The sequence below is a fragment of the Duganella sp. CF458 genome, from assembly GCF_900113115.1.
Lineage (GTDB): Bacteria > Pseudomonadota > Gammaproteobacteria > Burkholderiales > Burkholderiaceae_D > Rugamonas.
Window position 1 is genome coordinate 154233 of the sequence record NZ_FOOF01000010.1, and the last position, 17001, is coordinate 171233.

Consider the following 17001-nt stretch of genomic DNA (forward strand, 5'->3'; position numbering starts at 1 on the left):
TCCGAATGCTGGAGACTTCACATGCGCTTCGACCTGACTGATATGCGGCTGTTCCTGACCGTGGTGGAATGCGGCAGCCTGACCCAGGGCGCGCGCACCATGCACCTGGCGCTGGCCTCGGTCAGCGAACGCATCGCCGGCATGGAGGCGGCACTCGGCGCCCCCCTGCTCGAGCGCAACCGGCGCGGCGTGCGCACGACGGCGGCCGGCGAAGCCCTGCTCCGCCATGCGCGCGCGATCCTGGGCCAGGTCGAACAGATGCGCGGTGAATTGCGCACCTACGCCACGGGCCTGAAGGGCCGCATCCGCCTGCTGTCCAATTCCGCCGCGCTGGCGGCCTTCCTGCCGCCGCAGCTGTGCCGCTTCCTCGCCGCCTATCGCGACCTGTCGGTGGACTTGCTGGAACGGCCCAGCGCGGAAATCGTGCAGTCCATGGTGGACCGGCGCGCCGACCTGGGCATCGTGGCGGACATCACGGACTTCGGCCCGCTGCAGACGCACCTGATCGCCAGCGACCAGCTGGTGGTGGTCGCCAGCCATGCGCACCGCCTGGCGGGGAAAAACGCCGTGACGTTTGCCGATATCCTGGGCGAGCCTATTGTCGGCATCGCCGATACCGCACTCGAAGCGCACCTCGGGGAACGCGCCTCGCGCCTGGGCCACCAACTCGACTACCGGATCCTGCTGCGCAACATCGACCATGTGGCAATGCACGTCGAGGCTGGCATCGGCATCTCGATCATGTCCGGCGCGGTGGCGCGGCAACTGCGCCGCGACCTGGCTATCGTGCCGCTGTCGGAAACCTGGGCGACGCGCCGGCTCTACCTCTGCGCGCGCGACTTTTCGGCGTTGACGCCGCATGCCAGCCTGCTTGCAACACAATTGCTGGAAGATGCCCCACCTGCAGCTTCAGGCCAGTAGCGCAGCCCCCATCGAACGCGCTTCCGCGGCAGCGATGTCAAGCAGTTCTGCCAGGTCGGGGAAATTTTCCAGGCATTGCACGATGTCGCTACGCCGCACCAGGTACTCGTCCTGTGGCACCGGCAACGGCGACAACACGGGAGACAGGTGGCGCGCCAGCAGCAGGGTATCGCGCAAGCCGGATGGCGGCAGGCTGATGGCGCTATCGCGCAAGGTAATGATGGCGGCGCCAACCGCCTCCGGCACCTCGAGCTTGCGCAGCACCTCGCGCGCCACGATTTCCTGCACCGGCCCCAGGCGCGAGCCCATCTCATCAAGCAAGCCGGGCACCTGGTCGGCCTGCGACAGCAGGAAGAAATTGCCGGCCTCGTGCACGATGCCGGCAAACAGCGCCGTATCGGGATCGGTGCGGGTGATATGGCGCGCCACCTGGTAAGCAATGGCCGCCACGTGGGCGCAATACTTCCACAATTGCTCGGCGCGCTCGCGCAGCCCGGCGTCGCGGATGCGGGCGCCGAACTGGCGCACCACCATGGCGGCGGCCAGCGAATACAGGTTGCGGTAGCCAAGCCGCATCACGGCAGCGCGTGCACTGGTGATCGGCGGCGCACCATGACGCCGGAACACGGCGGCATTGGCCAGGGCGACCGCGCGCGCCGCCAGCACCGGTTCGCCCAGCACCTTGCGCGCGATTTCGTCATCGTGGCATTCAGGGTCAGCCAAGGCAAGCTGCAATGCCAGCGCGGCATTGACGCTGGTGGGGAACACCAATTCCCCACGCTGCACTTCCGAAATGATGGTGGCTAAGTCCCTGAGCTTTTCCATGCAAGAAATTATACCGAGGCCGCCCGCAAGGCGCGCACATTGCCTGGCACGCGCCGCGTAGCAGGCGCTTTGCGTACGGCTGGCGCAGCGCTGCCTTCATTTCCCAGCGTGAAGATGCTGATCGATTTCACCAGCGTCTGCGCCTGGTCCTGCAGGCTGGCCGAGGCGGCCGCGGTCTGCTCCACCAGCGCCGCGTTCTGCTGCGTGGTGTCGTCCATCTGCGTCACGGCCATATTGATCTGCTCGATGCCGTTGCCCTGCTCGGCCGACGCGGTGGCGATTTCCTGCATGATGGCGGTGATGCTCTGCACGCTCTTCAGTACTTCCTGCATCGCCAGGCCCGCTTCGCCGGCCAGCCGGTTGCCGGTCTCGACCCGGTCCACGCTGTGGTTGATCAAGTCCTTGATCTCCTTGGCCGCCGAGGCCGAACGCTGCGCCAGGTTGCGCACTTCGGACGCCACCACCGCAAAGCCGCGCCCCTGCTCGCCGGCGCGCGCGGCTTCCACCGCGGCATTCAGCGCCAGGATATTGGTCTGGAAGGCGATGCCATCGATCACGCCGATGATGTCGACGATCTTGCGCGAACTGTCGTTGATTTCGCCCATGGTCTGCACCACCTGCGAGACCACTTCGCCGCCCTTGCTGGCCACGCTGGACGCGGTATGCACCAGCTGGTTGGCCTGGCGCGCATTGTCGGCATTCTGCTTGACGGTGGACGTCAGCTCTTCCATCGACGAAGCGGTTTCTTCCAGGTTGGAGGCTTGCGATTCCAGGCGCGACGACACGTCGGCATTGCCGGTCGCGATATCGCGGCTGGCCGCGTTGATCTGGTCCACGCTGGCGCGCACCTCGGACACGATGCCGCGCAAGCTCTCGCTCATGGACTTGAGGGAACGCAGCAGCTGCCCGACTTCATTGGGCGGGCCGACGTCGAAGTCGTTATCGAGTTTTCCCTGCGCCACCTCGTCCGCCACGGAAATGGCATGTTGCAGCGGTACCGTCACCGAGCGGGCGATCAGCACGCAGATCCAGGCCGCCAGGCCAAACAGCGCCACCATCGAGACCACCATGATCCAGCGCTGCTCGGTAAAGCCGGCGATCTTTTCCTTCAGCATTTCATCGATCACCTTGGCGGCTGCTTCGTTCACGGCAAACTGCATATCGATGGCCGCCGTGGTTTTTGCCACCCACTCTTCACCGGAGTAAGTCAGCGGATCGGCTTTCACGATCTGCTCGGTGCCCAGCTCGACGATCTTGCGCGCGCTATCGCCCGCGTCACGCAATTGCGCGCCCAGCTTGGCATCGATGACAGGATTGGCGGCGGCAGCCTTGCCGAATGCCGTCAGGGTCTGGTCCAGGCGGTCCGTCACGCGCGACATGATGGCCGCTTGCTGCATGCGGTCTTCCGGCGTGGCCTCCTTCTTTGCCAGCAGGCCGGCGCCTTTGGCGCGCGTCTTGCCGGTCTCCTCGGTCAGCCATGGCAGCTGGTAGAACATCGACTGGATGAGCTGGTAGGTGTCCTTGTCGGGATCGAGGCTCAGGCCATACGCATCGCCGATCAGCTCATTCACCTTGAGCAGCTTGGGCACCAGGCCGGTGTGTCCGGCATAGCTTTGCGGCACAGTGATCTTGCCTTCCGCCACGTTGCTGCGCAGCGTTTCCCATTCCTGCTTGGCGGCGGCGAAGGCATCGATGATGGCCTTGTCGCCCAGCGCGGCCGCCGCCTTCTCCAGCCGGCCGTACGCCGCGTCGGCCTCGGCCTGCTTGGCGCGGCGCTTTTCCGCCACGGTCGTGACACCGCCCAGCACCAGCGCCGACAGGCCGCGATGCTGCTGCGTGGTTTGCACCACCTTCAAGCCGTCCACCACGATGGGCAAGCCTTCATGCTCGCCTTGGTAGGCGGCCAGCACCTTGCCCGCTTCGCTCATGTAGAGGAAAGCGGGGATGATCGCAAGCAACGCCGCGATCAGGCCGAGGATCATGAACTTATGGGCCAGCTTGAGTTGACCGAGAACGGAGGTAAGTTTCATGGCAGTTTCCCAAAGAGAAGATTGGTAAAAAGTGCGTTGCGGCACCGCGATACCTCTTGCTTTGATCATATGCCGATTTATCGTCGGGCGTTACAATCCGTGAGAATTAACCACACAAATCTCTTTCTGCATCGCCATTTGTGTTGCAGCCGCGCGAAACAATTGCCAACGAAGAATTTAACTTTCATGATGCAAGCACAAGCGCTTTGCTATAGTGCGTCTATGAAATTTCTCATGCCGATGCTGACGCTGTTTGTGTCGCTGCTGTTGCCTGCCGCAAAGGCAGAAACAGTCACGGTGTACACCAGTGCCAACTTCGCCCCCCTGGTGATCGACGGCACCCGCGGTATCTATTACGAAGCAATCGACTACTTGAACCGGCAGGCCACCGACGGCACCAGTTTCCGGCTGGCTTACCTGCCGCGCAAGCGCCTGCAGATGCGGCTGGAAGACGGCACGCTGGATGGCATCGTTATCGGCATGATGCCGCAATGGTTCGATGACGTCGCACAGAAGAAATACCTGTGGACCACGGCGTTCGCCGTCGATCACTTCGTCCTGGTGTCGCGCAGCGAACGGCCGATCCTGCCGGACGCGCAAGGCGGGCTGGCCGGCAAATCGATCGGCCTGACCCTGGGCTATGTCTACCCCGGCATCGATGAATGGATCCAGCGCCACGGCCTGCTGCGCCAGGATGCAGCGAGCGAGGAGCTCAACCTGGAGAAGCTGCGCCGCGGCCGCATCGATTGCGTCGCGGTGTCGGAATCGGCGGCCCGCTATTTCGTGCGCCAGCATGGATTGCACGCCAGCCTGACGCTGGTGGACATGCCGGGGCGCGCCACGGAGCGCCGCTTCCTGGTGCCGATGGGACGCAATGACCTGTTCGACAAGGTTGCCCCCATCGTCAAGCGCATGCGCGAAGATCCGCAGTGGCTGCGCATGACTTCGAAATATCAGTAATTGAATTTCAGCTGCAGTCCATAGGTGCGCGGCTCGTTGACCACGCCCGTGAAGTTGTTGAAGTCGATGGCCGCCACGGCCACCACCTTGTTCGTCATATTGCGCACGAAGGCCGCCACCTCGAAGCGTTCGCGCCCATCCTTGTAGCCAAGCCGCAGGCCGCCCTCCAGCAAGGGCCGCGCCTGGTATTCCACCGCCTCGTACAGGAAGAAGTTGTATTGGCCGCGATAGGCCCAGTCGGTATGCGCAAACAGCTCGCCGCTGCGCCAGGGCTGGCTGTAGCGCAGCGTGGCATTGGCGATCCAGCGCGGTGCGCGCGGCAGCGGATTGCCGTCGATGAAGACGTTATTGGGCGCCGTGCCGCGCGGGTCGAGCACCGTGCAGCCATTGCCGCAGGGAAGCACGAACAAGCCGGCATCGCGCATCCTGGTCGCGTTATAGCTGCCGCCCAGGCTGGCCGTCCATTCGCTGTTGGGATGCACCAGCCACTCCACTTCGACACCCTGCCCGCGCACCTTGGCGGCGTTGACCAGGCGGTTCTGGTTGACGACGCCGCTGCCGGCGGTGAGCTGCATTTCGTCCACCGTGTAGCGGAACAGCGCCACGCCAAATCGCGCACGGCGCTGCATGAAGTCGCGCTTCCAGCCGGCTTCCCAGCTCAGGGCCTGCTCGGCACGGGCCACGGAAATGCTGTTGCCGAACACGATGCGGCCCTGCACCGACGGCGCGCGGTAGCCGGTCGCGACGCGCGCATACACATGGCTGTCCGGCGCCAGCGCCTGCGTCGCGCCAAGGTCCCAACTGAAGTCATTGCCGCGCGGTGCCACCGCCAGCCCGGCAATCGCTTGCGCCCCCGGCGCCGGCTGCGGGCGGGCGGCCAGGAAGTCTTTGCGGTCCTTGGTGTAGCGCAGGCCGGCGCGCAGCAGCAGGCCGGGACCGGCGCGCCACGCCATGGCGCCGAAGACAGCCAGCGAGCGGCTGTCCTGCGCCTGCCAGGCATAGGCGTTCTGCCGGTTGCCATTGAAACTGTCGAAGCTGAAGCTGTCGATCTTGATCTCTTCCTTGAAGCCGTACAGGCCGGCCAGCCAGCTCCACGCCTGCGCCGGGTCCGATTCCAGCCGGACCTCCTGCGTCAATTGCCGATGGCTTGGCAGCGCATCGGCGGTCTCGGACGGGAAAGGAATGCGGCCCGGCCCCATCGGCAGGTGCGACAGCGCGCCGTAGCCGGCGTCCACGTCGGCACGGCTGTAAAAGCGCGCCCGCTCCCACCCGGAAATCGCATGCAGGCTGAGGCCATCGAACTGCCAGCGCAGGCGCAGGCTGGCGCCCTTGGTCCGCAAGGACTGGTGATTGATGCCGTCGGTCGGCAGGCTGGCGTAATCAAAGCCCGGCAGCAGCGCATTGCTGCCCTTCTGAAGGATGTTGGCGCGGAACAAGGTAGCGCGTCCGCCCATATGGCGCCCATGCCCGTTCAACAGCGCGCTGAAGGCGGCACTGGGTTGATACAGCAGTTGCAGCCGCGCGGCGTTGTCGTGGTAACCCTCGAACTCCGTGGTGGCGGCGTTCGGGCGGTCGTTGAAGACGCGGTTGGCGCGGTGCTGGCTCAGCAGCGAGACCCGCAACGCCAGCGTTTCGCCGAGCGGCAGATTGAACGCCCCGTCCGCATTGCGCATGCGGTCCTTGCCGATGCCGGTGTTCAGGTACCCCTCGCGCCGGAACGCCGGGCGCACCGAATCGAACTTCACCACCCCGGCCGGCGCATTGCGCCCGAACAGGCTTCCCTGCGGTCCGCGCAGCACTTCCACCTGCTGCAGGTCGAACAAGGGGAAGGACTTGAGCAGCGGGCTTTCCTGCACCACCTCGTCATACACCACGCCGACCGGTTGCGCTGCGTTCAGGTCGAAATCGGTATTGCCCAGGCCACGCAGGTAAAAACGCGGGAAGGACCGGCCGAAGTCCGACTCGATATGCAGGCTGGGCATGCGCGACGCCAGGTAGCGCAAATCGCGGCCGCTGGCGGCCAGCAGGTCGAGCGCCTCGCCGCGCAAGACCGAAACGTTGAACGGCACATCCTGCACCGGTTCCGCGCGCCGCTGGGCCGTGACGTAGACGCTGGGCAGTGCACTTTCTTGCGCCTGCTGCGCCCCCGCCAGCGGCCATGCCGCCAGCCACACCACACCGATCGTCCACCATGCGCGCATGCTGCCTCCCGTGTGGTTTCATGCTAGCAGAGATAACTGAGCGTGGCATAATGATAGTTTCAATTTAACATTCCCCGGCAATGCATTCGCTGCTGCGCTCCTCTCTGTTCGCCTGCCTGCTCGCCGCGGGCGCTTTGGCATCGGCGCAACAAAGGCCGGGGGAGTGTCGTTCCCGCGTGTCGTCAACTGGCATTAACCCGGGTTAATTACACGCCGCCCTTGCCGCGCTACGCTGCCTTCTTTTATGGAGGAAGACATGTCATTGCAAGCGAACGCACAGCTGATCGAGCGCTATTTCGAGGAAGTCTGGAACCAGGGTAGAGTCGACGTGCTCGACGAGCTGTTGACCAGCGATTACCGCAACCACAGTCCTGGACTGGCCGATCCGCCACCCGGCCCGGAAGGCTTGAAGCCCATCGTGCTGATGATGCGCGAAGCGATTCCCGACCTGCACTACACCATCGAAGACCTGGTGCTGGCACCGGACCGCGTGGCAGCCTACGTGCGCATGACCGGCACCCAAACCGGCAGCTTTTTCGGCATCGCGCCGAGCAGCAAGGCCATCGACGTGCGGCAGATGCAGATCGAATGGATCCGCGATGGCAAGATCAGCCAGCATTGGCGCATCACCGAGGATTTGAAGCTGATGCGCCAGCTCGGTGTCATCCTATAATCCGCTGCATGGAACATCTGACGCTGGTGCGCGCCTTGCGCCGCCTCGAACAAGCCGCCGGCCTGCAATTGCCGGAGGTTGACCGGCTTGCGGCCGCGGTACAGCTGGTGCAATTGCCCGAGCGCGCCTTCGCCTTTCACGAAGGGGAAGTGTGTCCGCGCCTGTACGGCGTGCGCTCCGGCTTGCTCAAGCAGTTCTACACCACGCCCGATGGCAAGGAGTGGATCAAGAGCTTCACGATCGAGGATGAACTGTTTGCCTGCCCGATCGCGTTCCAGCCGGGTGCCCGCACCAGCTTTGGCGCCGCTGCGCTCGAACCGAGCGTGGTGGAGGCGCTCGACTGGCGCCTGGTCGACGCTTTGGGTGAGCGCCACCTGGCGTGGCAGAAGGCAATCCGCTTCGCCTTCCAGCAACTGACCCAATTGAAGATGGCGCGCGAGCGCGACCTGCTGATGTACACACCGGAACAGATGTATCGGCACTTGCGCGAGCGCCGGGCGGACTTGGTGCAGCGCGTGCCGCAAAAAGAGCTGGCAGCCTACCTGGGTGTTACGCCGGTCGGCCTGAACCGGATCGCACGCCGGCTCGCCTGAGCCGCGGCGCCGTCAGAGGCCCGCGTTGCGGACCACCCGCAATTCCATCTGCAATTCGCTGTGCACGGCCATTTGGCCGATGCGGGCCGGCAGGAAACGCACATGGCGCAAGGCCGCCAGCAGCTTTTCCTCCTCGTCTTCGTTGCCATCGACCTCGACCACCTGGGCGCGCACGACTTCGCCCAGCGCGTTGATCCAGAATCGCGCGGTGATATAGCCGCCGCTGGTGCCAGGCAGCTCAAGCAGCTCGCCGCGTGCCAGGCCATCCGCCACCGTGGGTGGGCTGGTCAATTCGTGCAAGGGAAAAAATTGCGGGGGGGGCTGGTCTTGCTCCGCCACCATTGGCGGCTCGGGAGCGGGGGCTGGCGCCGCAGCCAGTACTACCGCAGGCTCGGCGGCCTTGACTGGTGCCAAGGGCTTGCTGGGCGCCACTGCCGGCTGCGGCAGCAGCGACACCATCAATGCAACGGGCGCCGGCGGTGGCAGCGCTTTGACGGCGCCGCCATGCTGGCCGGCGCCAAGCAGGAAAGCCAGGTGGGCCAGCACCGTCAGGGCCAAGGCACCGGCCTTGCCCCACGGTGCACGCCGCATCTTACTTGCCCAATTCACGCCACTGCAGGCGCCTGGTCTGGACCTCGCCACCATTGCCGCCATCACCCGGTTTTGGCTTGGTCAGGCCAACGGTTTTAGGGCGCTTGCCATCAGCGGTGACGATGACAATCACAGGTTTGCCGCTTGGCAGCTTGCTCACCGTCATACCTACGATCGGCGAAGTCATCCTGGTGCCCAACGGGGCCTTGTCGTTGATTGCGCCGCCGCTGCCATTGAATTGGTACAGCCAGCTATAGCCGCCGGGCTGGCAATCCGATGCCGATGGCACCACGGTTGGCACCAGCAGGGTACCTTCGAACAGTTGCAGATCGACGGCAACGCGCTCGCCGGCACTTGGCAGTTCGATATACCAACCCGGATCGCTCGACCAGTTGACCTTCTGGGCATCGACGATGTTGCGGGTGACGTCGGACGACGTCATGCGCTGCTTCACGAATGCGTTCAACGACAGGTTCTTCGTATTTTCCAGGTCATCCTTGAGACCAACCACAATTTGCGGAGTTACCGAAGCGCTCTCTTTCGGCACGACCAGGTCGCTGGTGCCCAGGAAGCGGCCGGTACCAAAGTACACGATCACCGATTTGTCAGGGCCTTCGGTCAGGTCCGGCGCCGCCATGATAGGACGGTTCTCACCCACGTTGATCAACTGGGTCACCGTGCCGGCTTTCAAATCGAAGCGCCACATATTGCCCAGCAAGTCGCCGCCATAGGCCGCAACTGCCGTGTTGTCGTCATTGAATTTGAAGGCAGCGATGTTCAGGCGGGCCAGTCCGCTTGGATTTGTTTTCGAACCGGCGCTGGTTGCAATATCCCGCACATTGGCCTTCATCTTCGGGTCCGACAGGTCCAGCACGAATACGTGGCCCTTGCCGTCGCCGTCGTATTTGCCGCCTTCCGCGACGTTGTTATAGCCGGACGTCAGGACGGCTACCCATTTTTCATTGACCTTGGTGATATGCGCCGGGCCAAAGCTATAGCCGAGATTTGGATTGTCGTCGGCACTATACGTCCACAGTACCTTCGGCGTTGCAGGGTCGGTGATATCCAGCGCATAGAAGCCGCGGCCGCCCTTGCCCATGGCGCCGATCAGCATGGTGCGCCATTCCGTACCGATCTTGACGTCGGAGACGGTCAGGGCGCCGTCCAGGTAATAGCGGTGGCGGTCGGCATAATCGTTGTTGGCCAGTTGCCACAGGTCGGGCAGCACCATCGGCGGAATGTAAGCCCAGCGCTCTTCACCCGAATCCGCGTCGAAAGCGTGCAGCATGCCATCGTTGGCGGCGGCGTAAACGATACCGGCGCGATCAGCATGCTTGGCAACAAATTCCGCGTAGCCCGGGTCCTTGAAGCCGAACGGTGGATCGCGCACGAATACCGGCTGCGAGTGCACGAAGTCGCCCAGCACCTTGTCGCGCTCACGGTACAGGCGCTTGCTTTCTTTGTCGACCATGACCTGCGGATCCTGCCCGCGCAGGAATTTCACCAGCGTATCGGCATTGGCCGCCTTGACCTGGTCTGCGGTCCAGGTCTTGTACTGGCTCAGCGACTTCTGGACAGTCTCGTTGAAGTAGGCCTTCTGGTCATTCGCCATACTGCCCGTGTTGAACGGCACCAGGTTATTGTTGGCGTCCGAAGTCCAGATCGTGCGCGAGTCGCCATCGGCAGTGATCTTGGTACGCAACTTCGCTGCGGCCTGCCATTTCGGGTCGCCCATGACCTCACCGGTGGTGGTGTCCATGGCATAGGCGCTCAATTCGCCATCCCATGCGCCGGTGCGATAGTTGGCGATATAGATGCTGTTATCGCCTTCGGTCGGCTGCAGGTTACTGGTGGCCGCCGCCGCGCCGCTACCGTCGGACTGGCCGATGCTGCTCATGGCCTGGTGCAGGCTGTCTTGCAGTGCCGCCGGGTCCTTGGCGCTGAAATAGGTGCCACGGCCGCTCACTGCGGCATGCCACAAGTCGTCGATTGTTTCGGGCGTGTTTTCCGTTGGCGCCGGCCAGTTCTGCGGGCCCTGCATGATCTTATAGTATTCGCCCGCCTTGGCCGTCTTGTAATCGCTTCGATATGGCAACGTGCCATCGACCCCCAGGCCCAGGGTGAACGTCGTCATGTGCTGGTGGTTGGCGACGTCGCCGACGTTCGCCGCACCGCCCGCGCTCGGGACGATGTTCTCCATGTTCGGACGCAGGTCGTTGTTGTAGTAATAGAAGGCGACGTCGGCCAGCGTAATCTGGTCGGCGGCCACGCCGCGCGAGCCAGCCTTGTACGGGGCATACGATGGGCGCGGGGCCTTGCCGATGTCGCCGTCCTGGTCCGTCATCAGCACAGAACGTCCATCATCGGTGTGCAAGGCTGCATTGCCGTTCCAGTAACCGTCGGTTGCCAGGATCGCGAAGTTGCGCTGGCAGGCTGCCTGGATTGGATCCGGTCCATCCGGGAATGCTTCGTTCTTGCCGAACTTATACAGCCGGCCCACTTCGTTCAACGCGGCACGCAACGGTGTGCTGGTGTCCGGGTTCAGCTTGTACAGCTCGGAATAGAACGACTCCTTGTGCTTGCCCTCGAAGGCGGAGATCGGGACCGCGATCGTGGAGTTATCGATGGTCATCAAGCCCATGCGGGCATGGAAATAGTTGGCGTCCGTCTTGTCTTCCGTGACCTGCTTCGGCGTACCGCGCACGTCCTTGAATGCCAGGCCGATGGCCGACTTCGCCATTTGCGATCGCGTGCGGTACCAAGCGTACCAGCTCGCGAAATTGCTGATCTCTTCATCGAAGTTGCAGCTGTTCGCTGCGCTGCAATCGGTGCGGCTGGCCGCTTTCGGATAGCTGTTGCGCGTAGAAACGATATCGACGCGTTCCCAACCGCTGAAATCGACTGTCGTGTGGGTGTTATCACGCGTCGCCTGGCAATTATTGCCGTTGCTGTCGCACCATTTCACGATCACGTTGTAGTAGTAAGGTGCGCCTGTCACCACCTTGGCGACATAGTTCCACCCGTTCGGATAAGCGTAGGTCGAACCATTCAGTGCGTTGACGCAATTGTTGCCGTTTCCATCACACCATACGCGGTCAGGAAAGTTGGCCTTCTCGCTACCAATCGTGGCCAGGTTGATGGTGTCGGTCACCTTCAGCTTGGGACAGGCAGTACTAGGGCCGCAAGGGTAGCCCAGGTCCGTCTGGCCATAGGTCCATTCAACGCGCTGCTTGCCATAGCCATCGCTCGGGATCCCTGCCCATGGGGATTGGTAGGCAGTTCTTGCCGCCTTGGTCGCATCCGCGCGACGCGAGCCGTCGTGGTTGACCGGCCAATCGTAGCGCACGGCAGGGTTATAGTAGATCTTGTTGAAAGCACTGGCAGCAAATGGCGGGTCGCCATCATTGCAGACGGCCGACATCCGGCCATCGGTGTTGCGGCAATACTTCTCGAAGCTGTTGCCCGACTTCATGCGGACATAGTCAGGCATGTAGTTCCACAGCATGCTGCCGGAATTATCCAGGTCAAGCATGATGTTCGGCAGCAGCACTGCTGTGGTGGAGTTGGCCAGCGGCTTGTCCGCCAGGTCCGTGCTGGCAGCGCGCGACAAGGCGGCGCCCAGCACGCTACCGGCAAACAGTGCCGCCAGCATGATTTGTTTGAAGAGTGGCCTCATCGATAGGTCTCGCATACTCATTGTGAAATAACCGCCTGTACGAAACTGACATTGGAACGCGGGCCAACCACCCGCACCGTGATACGGTAAAGGGCGACCGTGGAGCCGGCCAGGGAGTTGCCGTTCAGCGGCTGGTAAGTCAGCATGGGCTTCAAAATGCCGATACTGTTGTCGCCAATAGGCGCCGCCCCCGACGGCGCGGTAGAACACTTGGCGGGATCGAATTCGCCTGCCACATCGCACATGCGGTGGATGACGTAAGACACCTGGTTGCCAGCCGTATCAACCGGAAGCTGGGCCACCACGCCCTTGTCGCTCCAGTCCAGGTCATCGTTGGCTTCCGCGGTGTCGTTGCCGGTCAGGTCAAGCGCCGCCTGGCTGCTGGCCGAATAGCCATTGCCGCCAGCGTCAGCATCGAGCCCGCCCGGGTTTCCATGCACCCACGCGATCGCAGCTTCCACGCCGGCGTCGGCGCTGATGGCGGCACTTTGCTTGAACGCCAGGTTGCCCGCGATCAGGGACGACGTGTCGACCGAACGCATCATGGCCAAGCCGGCCAAGGTCATGGCCACCAGCACAATCAGCGCCATTACCAGTGCCACACCCTGCTGCCGGCGGCGCTCCCCTACTTTGACTACCGATTTCATATGCGCCCCCAGATTACGTTACGCAGGGGGATGACGGTCTCATACACCTGGTAGCGATAGCAGCCCCAATCGCTTGGGTAGTTGTCAGTTTTGATTGCAGCCCAGCTGGACTTCAGCGAGGTGGTCGCCTTGCAACTCTCGCCAGCCGGCGGCTTTTCATACTGGCTGGAACGGGTGACCAGCGCCACGCGAATGGCCTTGATGCGCGACCAGCTTGCCGGCGTCGGATTGTCCCAGCCGGCATCCGCAGCGCTGACCCAAGCGTTGATGGTCTGGCTGTCTACCGGCGCTACGCCGTATTGGGCCTGCAAGTCAATCACTTCGGACATGACGAGCTCGTTGACGACTGCAGGATTCAGCGAGTTGTCGCTACGTTCGAGGTCATGCGTTGCCGAATTGACGGAATAAACCTTGCGGAAAACCGGGCCGTTGCTGGCCGGCTTGAAACACGTGACGTTGGCGCCTGGCTGGTATTTCGGCCAATCGGCAGCAGTGCCCGCCGGCGGGTTGTATTCGCCATGCACGCCTGCGTTGTGCTGCAGCCTCGACGCCTTGTCCTGGACTTCGGTGATTTTCATCACGGTGCAGTTGCCGGCCTGCGATACCAGGGCCAGGTCGCCTTCCGAACAGGCCGCCGGATTGGCGACGTCCAGCTCGGACGACGGCAGCGGCATTTTCTTGCGCACGGTGGTCGAGCCGGACGGCAAGGCCGAGGACAGGTTGGGGTCGGCGAAATACTGGATGGTCAAGGTGTCGGGCTTGCTGCCGCCATCCTTGATCAGCAGCGGCGCGAAGTTGACGTCGGCCAGCGGCCCTTCCACGCCGCCGCAGGAGGCGCTCTTGTCGCAGTAGGCATAAGTCTTGATGCAGCCGGAATAGGAATTCGGGCCGGCAGCCATGCCCCAGCCTGCCGCCTTGGTATCGCGCTCCAACATATACAGTGCGATAGCGCCGTTTGCCTGGGCGTCCGCGCTGCTGGTGGTAGCGCGCTTGCGCGCTTCGTTATTGGTAAATGCCTGCGCCACGATCAGTGTGCCAAGCATGCCGATGACCAGGCCTACCATCACCTCGATCAGCGTAAAGCCTTTTTGTGAGCTGTGCATATATTTCCTCAACCGTTGATCAGGGCTACTGCTTCGTAGCGATGAGCCTTGGTCTCGCCTGGCAGCTGCCAATTGATGGTGACCGTGACTTGGTTGCCGTTGACCACCACCGTGCGCTTGCCGTTCGGCAGGCCAGGGACGGCCTCGTTTTTGGTGGCATAGGTGCTCAGATTATTGGGGTGTACCCACATGTCGCCCAGCAGCTGGTTGGCCGCAAAGCTGGCCTCCAGGCGATATTTGGAATCGGTGACCTGGCGCGTGGCCGAGGCTTGCATCCACAAAAAGGCCAGGATGCCAAACGAGAAAATCAGGATGGCCGCCAGCGCTTCAAGCAATACGACGCCATCCTGGCTGCCAGGTTTTAAATTGCGAATCATGGGAATACTCCTTAAGTACAGCCCTGGGGCGTGCCGTTAAGTTTGCTATTGGGGTCGCACATGCGCACCTGCCCGCCTGCACCGACGGTCACCACGTAACGGCGTGCGTCGGTGGTCTTGGCGTTGGTGACGTCGACGCGGTTGACTTCAGTGCCGGCGGCCGCGGAAACCCGTCCAAAGCTGTCGAACGTGACAACGCCCGGTTCATCCAGGCCGGCGCCGGCTGCCAGCGCGCTGGCAAACGTGTCCGCCTTCAGCGGCTTGGGCAGGGCCACCTTGCTGACGCCGAGCCGGGCATTGCCGCCGCCTTCTTCCGGCGTGCGCTCCTGGATCGAGGCTGAGCAGATATTGGGGTTCACACAACCAACCGTCCAGGCCACCTTGCCTTCCTTGTCGGTCAGGCTGAAGCGCACTGGCGTATTGCGGCGCAAGGCTTCGGTCCGCGCCAGCTGCAGGCCGTTCAGGACGGACTCTGCGGCAGTCCGGTTCTGTGCATCCTGCACCATGCGCGAGAAATTCGGCATGGCAAGCGCCAGCAGGATGCCCAGGACGCTGACGGCGATCATCAGCTCGATCAGGTTCACACCACGTTGCTTACGCATCAGCAGCGCCCACCCTTACCGGTGATCCAGCAGGTGTCGGACTTGGTCCAGCCGGCGGCGGTCGGCACGGCCGAGGTCTTTTTCACATTGCTTTCGTTCACCTCGTAGGTGAAACCTGCCATCGGGCCCTTGCCTTCGGCTTTCAGGCCATAGCTCATGCCATTGGCGGGGATATCGCAAGTGAAAGTGAAGTCGGGGTTGGCGGACGGTGCCACAGGCTGGCCCTTGTCGCAGGCGCCGGCATAAGTGCGGTTGTCCTGGAAGAACTGCTCCATTTTGATGCGCATGTCCGCCAGGCCGTTGGTGGCTTGGGGAATGTGGCCTCGGATGACATAGTCCTTATAGGATGGCAACGCCACCGACGCCAGGATGGCGATGATGGCGATGGTCACCATCAGTTCAATCAAGGTAAAACCACTGCTGCGACGTTCGAATATTTGTTTCACAAGTGTTCCTTTACCAGCAATATTAGTATTGCCGAAAAATAATTTGCCGGAAGTTTAACTGCATTTGGGAAAGAAGTCTCGCACAATTCGTTGCCAGGAAGCATCATTAGAGCGCTTTATCTATGAGAAGGCACGGTCGCCGCATAGCCGCCCCCTGGGGTAAAATGCAACGTTTCCCCGCGCCCGGCGCAACGCCCGAACGAAATTCCGACAAATGACCACCCTCCCCTCCGAAATCAATCCAGACGCCGTGAAGAACAGCCCGGCCGAAAAAGTGACGCCGATGATGCAGCAGAGTGTTTTCCCTATGTAGCGATGCCAAATGAATCGCCAAGTTACGCCAAAAGTTACGCCGAAAGCTTTATTCTTGACAGCAGATTTAAGGGATCCAGTGCTCGCGATCAATGAACTTTCCTGCCAGGCGCTCTTGCTCGAAATGCGGTTTCGAGGGATGACGCTGTCAACGGGAACCGGCTTCGTTGTTGATACACCAGTCGGGCCAGCTCTGATGACTAACCGGCACAATGTGACCGGGCGAAATAACGACACTGGAGTGCTGCTGTCGCCGCAAACGGGCGCCGTGCCCGACGAATTACTGATCAGGCACAACAAGTTAGGGTCTATTGGACAAACGGTTCAGATAGTTGAACCGCTGTACAAGGACGACGTTCCGCTTTGGGTTGAGCATCCTCGCTTAGGGGGAAAGGCTGATTTTGTTGCCTTGCCTCTGACTGGAATAGTTGGTGTGGCCCTGATGCCGATCACAACAGGACGACCCGAACATGCACTTATGGCAAGACCCGCATCAAACGTTAGTGTCATAGGCTTCCCTTTTGGCTTGTCAGCCGGCTTTAACTTTGCGATATGGGCAACTGGTTTTATCGCTTCGGAACCTTGCGTAAATTACGATAACTTGCCCATCTTCCTGATTGATTGCAGAACTCGGCAAGGACAATCGGGATCTCCTGTTTTTATCGTCTCTTCTGGGGGTATGGCCGCATTGGAAAGTGGAGCTACAGCAGCATTTGATGGGCCGGTCGCTAGATTCATGGGCATTTACAGTGGTCGAATCAATGCGGAGTCCGATTTAGGCAAAGTCTGGAAGGCCGAAGCTGTGTTCGAATTAATCACAAGTCTGCGACGAGTCGGCGATCGCATCCAGGCCGCCAAACCAATCTTTGCATTTAAGCATTCCCTTTAATGGCTTCGCTTGCTGTGAATGTACGATCTACGATGCCGAGACTCACTGGCTCCCCGAGCTCAATGACCGCTGGCCGGCAATCACTTCTCGCGGCGGATACTCAGAGATGAACGTGATGAGCCACTCTTGGAAGTAAGTAGGCGCATTCCGGTGCT

16 protein-coding genes are annotated in these 17001 nt (G+C 62.0%); 6 read left to right on the forward strand and 10 right to left on the reverse strand.

The window, feature by feature from the left end:
- Window positions 1–21: 21 nt before the first annotated feature.
- On the forward strand, window positions 22–921 hold the full coding sequence (locus tag BM269_RS16830; protein WP_090439129.1) for a LysR family transcriptional regulator: 900 nt from the start codon (window positions 22–24) through the stop codon (window positions 919–921).
- Here BM269_RS16830 and BM269_RS16835 read toward each other — a convergent pair.
- Entirely contained in the window at window positions 910–1746 is an 837-nt protein-coding gene (locus BM269_RS16835) for an HDOD domain-containing protein (protein ID WP_090439132.1), read from the reverse strand. The two genes, BM269_RS16830 and BM269_RS16835, sit on opposite strands and share 12 nt — an antisense overlap.
- An 8-nt stretch (window positions 1747–1754) precedes the next feature.
- Entirely contained in the window at window positions 1755–3776 is a 2022-nt protein-coding gene (locus BM269_RS16840; RefSeq protein WP_090439135.1) for a methyl-accepting chemotaxis protein, read from the reverse strand.
- Between the two features lie 222 nt (window positions 3777–3998).
- On the opposite strand from BM269_RS16840, the gene BM269_RS16845 reads away from it, so the two are divergent.
- Entirely contained in the window at window positions 3999–4736 is a 738-nt protein-coding gene (locus BM269_RS16845) for a substrate-binding periplasmic protein (protein WP_090439141.1), read from the forward strand.
- Here the strand turns inward: BM269_RS16845 and BM269_RS16850 are convergent.
- Entirely contained in the window at window positions 4730–6937 is a 2208-nt protein-coding gene (locus tag BM269_RS16850; RefSeq protein WP_090439144.1) for a TonB-dependent receptor, read from the reverse strand. The two genes, BM269_RS16845 and BM269_RS16850, sit on opposite strands and share 7 nt — an antisense overlap.
- A gap of 256 nt (window positions 6938–7193) precedes the next feature.
- Between BM269_RS16850 and BM269_RS16855 the strand changes: the two genes are divergently transcribed.
- Both BM269_RS16855 and BM269_RS16860 read left to right on the forward strand, forming a co-directional pair.
- Window positions 7194–7610, forward strand: a complete 417-nt coding sequence (locus BM269_RS16855) for an ester cyclase (protein ID WP_170860401.1) — start codon at window positions 7194–7196, stop codon at window positions 7608–7610.
- Window positions 7611–7618: 8 nt separating this feature from the next.
- Window positions 7619–8203 carry a Crp/Fnr family transcriptional regulator gene (locus tag BM269_RS16860; RefSeq protein WP_090439150.1) on the forward strand — a complete coding sequence of 195 codons (585 nt, stop codon included), beginning with the start codon at window positions 7619–7621 and terminating at the stop codon, window positions 8201–8203.
- Window positions 8204–8215: 12 nt separating this feature from the next.
- Here the strand turns inward: BM269_RS16860 and BM269_RS16865 are convergent, their stop codons facing one another.
- From BM269_RS16865 to BM269_RS16895, 7 genes are read right to left on the reverse strand one after another with little or no spacing between them, the layout of a single operon-like run.
- The gene (locus tag BM269_RS16865; RefSeq protein WP_090439153.1) at window positions 8216–8794 is read right to left on the reverse strand and encodes an energy transducer TonB; all 579 of its coding nucleotides are present in this window, start codon (window positions 8792–8794) and stop codon (window positions 8216–8218) included.
- 1 nt (window position 8795) lies between these two features.
- On the reverse strand, window positions 8796–12470 hold the full coding sequence (locus BM269_RS16870; protein ID WP_170860402.1) for a pilus assembly protein: 3675 nt from the start codon (window positions 12468–12470) through the stop codon (window positions 8796–8798).
- A gap of 17 nt (window positions 12471–12487) precedes the next feature.
- On the reverse strand, window positions 12488–13117 hold the full coding sequence (locus BM269_RS16875; RefSeq protein WP_139232763.1) for a pilus assembly PilX family protein: 630 nt from the start codon (window positions 13115–13117) through the stop codon (window positions 12488–12490).
- A complete protein-coding gene (locus tag BM269_RS16880) occupies window positions 13114–14220 on the reverse strand; it encodes a PilW family protein (RefSeq protein ID WP_090439162.1) in 1107 nt (368 codons plus the stop codon). Before BM269_RS16880 ends, BM269_RS16875 begins: the two co-directional genes overlap by 4 nt.
- Before the next feature lie 8 nt (window positions 14221–14228).
- Window positions 14229–14597, reverse strand: a complete 369-nt coding sequence (locus tag BM269_RS16885) for a type IV pilus modification PilV family protein (RefSeq protein ID WP_090439164.1) — start codon at window positions 14595–14597, stop codon at window positions 14229–14231.
- 11 nt (window positions 14598–14608) lie between these two features.
- Window positions 14609–15199 (reverse strand): GspH/FimT family pseudopilin, encoded by a 591-nt coding sequence (locus tag BM269_RS16890; RefSeq protein ID WP_090439167.1) that lies wholly within the window; start codon window positions 15197–15199, stop codon window positions 14609–14611.
- Entirely contained in the window at window positions 15199–15645 is a 447-nt protein-coding gene (locus BM269_RS16895) for a type IV pilin protein (RefSeq protein WP_304443170.1), read from the reverse strand. Before BM269_RS16895 ends, BM269_RS16890 begins: the two co-directional genes overlap by 1 nt.
- 404 nt (window positions 15646–16049) lie before the next feature.
- Between BM269_RS16895 and BM269_RS30165 the strand changes: the two genes are divergently transcribed.
- Both BM269_RS30165 and BM269_RS29095 read left to right on the forward strand, forming a co-directional pair.
- A complete protein-coding gene (locus BM269_RS30165; RefSeq protein WP_373994398.1) occupies window positions 16050–16100 on the forward strand; it encodes a hypothetical protein in 51 nt (16 codons plus the stop codon).
- The gene (locus BM269_RS29095; protein WP_373994399.1) at window positions 16097–16846 is read left to right on the forward strand and encodes a trypsin-like peptidase domain-containing protein; all 750 of its coding nucleotides are present in this window, start codon (window positions 16097–16099) and stop codon (window positions 16844–16846) included. The genes BM269_RS30165 and BM269_RS29095 overlap by 4 nt, the downstream gene beginning before the upstream one ends.
- The last annotated feature ends 155 nt before the right edge of the window (window positions 16847–17001 follow it).

Bases quoted from the DNA above. Each gene is read 5' to 3' on its own strand.
- BM269_RS16830 (WP_090439129.1), top strand. From the start codon at position 22: ATGCGCTTCGACCTGACTGATATGCGGCTGTTCCTGACCGTGGTGGAA.
- BM269_RS16835 (WP_090439132.1), bottom strand. From the start codon at position 1,746: ATGGAAAAGCTCAGGGACTTAGCCACCATCATTTCGGAAGTGCAGCGT.
- BM269_RS16840 (WP_090439135.1), bottom strand. From the start codon at position 3,776: ATGAAACTTACCTCCGTTCTCGGTCAACTCAAGCTGGCCCATAAGTTC.
- BM269_RS16845 (WP_090439141.1), top strand. From the start codon at position 3,999: ATGAAATTTCTCATGCCGATGCTGACGCTGTTTGTGTCGCTGCTGTTG.
- BM269_RS16850 (WP_090439144.1), bottom strand. From the start codon at position 6,937: ATGCGCGCATGGTGGACGATCGGTGTGGTGTGGCTGGCGGCATGGCCG.
- BM269_RS16855 (WP_170860401.1), top strand. From the start codon at position 7,194: ATGTCATTGCAAGCGAACGCACAGCTGATCGAGCGCTATTTCGAGGAA.
- BM269_RS16860 (WP_090439150.1), top strand. From the start codon at position 7,619: ATGGAACATCTGACGCTGGTGCGCGCCTTGCGCCGCCTCGAACAAGCC.
- BM269_RS16865 (WP_090439153.1), bottom strand. From the start codon at position 8,794: ATGCGGCGTGCACCGTGGGGCAAGGCCGGTGCCTTGGCCCTGACGGTG.
- BM269_RS16870 (WP_170860402.1), bottom strand. From the start codon at position 12,470: ATGAGGCCACTCTTCAAACAAATCATGCTGGCGGCACTGTTTGCCGGT.
- BM269_RS16875 (WP_139232763.1), bottom strand. From the start codon at position 13,117: ATGAAATCGGTAGTCAAAGTAGGGGAGCGCCGCCGGCAGCAGGGTGTG.
- BM269_RS16880 (WP_090439162.1), bottom strand. From the start codon at position 14,220: ATGCACAGCTCACAAAAAGGCTTTACGCTGATCGAGGTGATGGTAGGC.
- BM269_RS16885 (WP_090439164.1), bottom strand. From the start codon at position 14,597: ATGATTCGCAATTTAAAACCTGGCAGCCAGGATGGCGTCGTATTGCTT.
- BM269_RS16890 (WP_090439167.1), bottom strand. From the start codon at position 15,199: ATGCGTAAGCAACGTGGTGTGAACCTGATCGAGCTGATGATCGCCGTC.
- BM269_RS29095 (WP_373994399.1), top strand. From the start codon at position 16,097: ATGACGCTGTCAACGGGAACCGGCTTCGTTGTTGATACACCAGTCGGG.